The 3,141-nt window shown below is 68.1% G+C and carries 3 protein-coding genes; all 3 read right to left on the bottom strand.

The features are described 5' to 3' along the window. Positions 1–182: 182 nt before the first annotated feature. Positions 183–1,856, bottom strand: a complete 1,674-nt coding sequence (locus ACFWPJ_RS28905; protein WP_378856081.1) for an ABC transporter ATP-binding protein — start codon at positions 1,854–1,856, stop codon at positions 183–185. Continuing rightward, positions 1,853–2,782, bottom strand: coding sequence for an ABC transporter permease (locus ACFWPJ_RS28900; RefSeq protein WP_378856079.1), 930 nt, complete (start codon positions 2,780–2,782; stop codon positions 1,853–1,855). The genes ACFWPJ_RS28905 and ACFWPJ_RS28900 overlap by 4 nt, the downstream gene beginning before the upstream one ends. Continuing rightward, the coding region (locus ACFWPJ_RS28895; RefSeq protein WP_378856077.1) for an ABC transporter permease at positions 2,775–3,141 on the bottom strand (367 nt) is incomplete at its 5' end. The genes ACFWPJ_RS28900 and ACFWPJ_RS28895, both read right to left, overlap by 8 nt.

The raw sequence follows: 3,141 nt of genomic DNA, 5'->3' as shown, positions 1-3,141 counted from the left end.
GTACGCCGGTGAGCTGCGCCTTCGCGGTGGATTCGCCCTGGTACACGGGCGGACGCCGTCGCGATAGACCTGCGCCGAGGACTCGGCTGGTCTGATCCTGCACGACACCATGTCCCGGGCGAGCCATCCCCGCGGGCACGTGGCGAACTGCACTTCGCCGAGGCCTCTGGTTCGACGCTCGATTACCCCGTGAGCAACTCCCGCCCGGGAATCGCCTCGAGCAGGGCCCGCGTGTACTCCTCCCGCGGCGCGGCGAACACCTCGTCGGTGGTGGCGGCCTCCACCACCTTGCCCTCCCGCATGACCAGCACGTTGTCCGCGATCTGCCGGACGACGGCCAGGTCATGGGTGATGAACAGATACGTCAGCCCCAGCTCGGCCTGCAGGTCGTTGAGCAGGGTGAGGATCTGCGCCTGGACCAGCACGTCGAGCGCCGAGACCGCCTCGTCGCAGACCACCAGCTCGGGCGACAGGGCCAGCGCCCGCGCGATCGCGACCCGCTGACGCTGCCCGCCGGACAGCTCGTTGGGATAGCGCCGCATTACCGACGACGGCAGCGACACCTTGTCGAGCAGGTCGCGCACCACCGCCTCCCGCTCCTTGGCGGTGCCGATCTTGTGCACCCGCAGCGGCTCCTCGATGGTGCGGTAGATCGAGTACATCGGGTCGAGCGAGCCGTACGGGTTCTGGAAGATCGGCTGCACCCGGCGACGGAAGGCGAACGCGCCCTTGGTGTCCAGCTTCGCGACGTCCTTGCCGTCGAAGGCGACCGTGCCCGAGGTGGGTTCCAGCAGACCGAGGACCATCTGCGCGATGGTCGACTTACCCGAGCCGGACTCACCGACGATCGCGGTGGTCGTGCCACGTTCGACGGTGAAGCTCACGTCGTCGACGGCCACGAAGTCCGTGGACTGCCACGGCCGCTTGCCGCGAATCTTGAACGCCTTGGTCAGGTCCCGCACTTCCAGCACGGTGTCGCCGATCGAGTCCCCGGCCTCGGCCACCTCGACAGCCTGTGCGCGCACGGCGGCCCGCTGCCGCGAGGACGACATCCGCTGCGCCGCCAGCGAGGGCGCCGAGTTCACCAGCTTCTTGGTGTACGCGTGCTGCGGATCGCGCAGGATCTGCAGTGCCGGACCGGATTCCACGACCCGGCCGCGATACATCACCACCAGATGCTCGGCCCGTTCCGCGGCCAGGCCGAGGTCGTGGGTGATCAGCAGCACCGCGGTGCCGAGCTCGCTGGTGAGCTGTTCGAGGTGGCCCAGGATCTGCCGCTGCACGGTGACGTCCAGCGCCGAGGTCGGCTCGTCGGCGATCAGCAGTTTCGGCCTGCACGAGAGCCCGATCGCGATGAGCGCGCGCTGGCGCATGCCCCCGGAGAACTCGTGCGGGTACTGGTTCATCCGCCGCCGCGCGTCCGACATCCCCGCCTCGGCGAGCAGCTCCACCGAGCGCTCGCGGGCCGCGTCTCCGGTGGCGATGCCGTTGGCGACCAGTGTCTCCCTGATCTGGAAGCCGATCTTCCACACCGGGTTCAGATTCGACATCGGGTCCTGCGGCACCAGGCCGATGCCGCTGCCACGGATCGCGACGATCTCCTTTTCCGAGGCCTTGGTGAGGTCCTTGCCGTCGAAGAGGATCTGCCCGCCGGTCACCTTGCCGGTGCCGGGCAGCAGGTCGATGATCGCGTGTGCGGTCGTCGACTTGCCCGACCCCGACTCGCCGACGATGGCGACGGTCTGACCGGGGAAGACGGTGAGATTCACCCCGCGTACCGCGGGCACCGGCTTGCCGTCGGTGGTGAAGCCGACATCCAGATCGCGGATCTCCAGCAGCGGTGTGCCGTCGCTCATCGGGTGCGCTCCTTCGGATCGAGCGCGTCGCGCACCGCGTCACCGAGCAGGATGAAGCTCAGCACGGTGACGGCCAGCGCGGCCGCCGGGTAGAACAGGATCGGCGAGGTACGGATCTCGTACTTCGCGCGGGCGATATCGGCGCCCCAGGACACGATGTCGGGCGGCAGGCCGACGCCGAGGAACGACAGCGTCGCCTCGGTGACGATGAAGACGCCGAGCCACAGCGTGGCGACCACGATCAACGGGCCCGCCGCGTTCGGGAGCACGTGCCGCACCAAGGTGCCCAACCGCGACACACCCAAAGCCTTGGCAGCGGTGACGTATTCGCTGTTCTTGGCCTCGATCACCGCGCCACGGGCGATGCGGGCCGCCTGCGGCCAGGTGAACGCGACGAGGATCAGGATCACCGTCAGCACCGTCGTCGGTCGCAGCAGCTGCAACAGCACGATCGCCGCCAGCACCATCGGAATGGCGAAGAAGATCTCGGCGATCCTGGAGACCACGGTGTCGAGGAAGCCGCCGTAGAACCCCGACAGCGCCCCGAGCACCCCGCCGACCAGCAGGAACAGCATCGCCGCTCCGATGCCGACACTGACCGAGGCCCGCGCACCGTAGATCGTGCGCGCGTAGACGTCACAACCCTGCTTGTCGAACCCGAACGGATGGCCGGGGCGTGGGCTGTCCATGCCGAACTCGCCGAAGCACTGCTTCGGGTCCTGGCTGGTGAACAGCGACGGCCACACCACGACCAGCAGCACCAGCACGATCAGTACGACCGCGACCAGGAACACCGGATTGCGGCGCAACCGACGCCACGCGTCGCCCCAGATGCTGGTCGGGGTGCCGGTGTCGACCACCCGGTCGGTGGCCAGCACCTCCACCTCGTCGGCGGGGGCCACGAAATGCTGTTGGCTCTCATGCATAACGGATCCTCGGGTCGAGCGCGGCGTAGAGCAGGTCGATGAACAGGTTCATCAGCAGGAACACCACGACTAGCACCGTCACGAACGACACCACCGTCGGTGGCTCGCCGCGGATGATCGCCTGGTACACGGTGCCGCCGACGCCGGGAATATTGAAGATGCCCTCGGTGACGATGGCGCCCGCCATCAGCGCGCCGAGATCCGCGCCGAGAAAGGTGACCACCGGGATCATCGAATTCCGCAGGATATGCACGGTCACCACACGGCGGCGGCCGAGTCCCTTCGCCGTCGCCGTGCGCACATAGTCGGCGGATTTGTTCTCCGCCACGGAGTTACGGGTCAGCCGCAGCTCATACGCG

The sequence above is a fragment of the Nocardia sp. NPDC058497 genome (assembly GCF_042720195.1).
Classification (GTDB): Bacteria; Actinomycetota; Actinomycetes; order Mycobacteriales; family Mycobacteriaceae; genus Nocardia.
This window is presented reverse-complemented; position numbering and strand designations above follow the sequence as displayed.

Bases quoted from the DNA above. Each gene is read 5' to 3' on its own strand.
- ACFWPJ_RS28905 (WP_378856081.1), bottom strand. From the start codon at position 1,856: ATGAGCGACGGCACACCGCTGCTGGAGATCCGCGATCTGGATGTCGGC.
- ACFWPJ_RS28900 (WP_378856079.1), bottom strand. From the start codon at position 2,782: ATGCATGAGAGCCAACAGCATTTCGTGGCCCCCGCCGACGAGGTGGAG.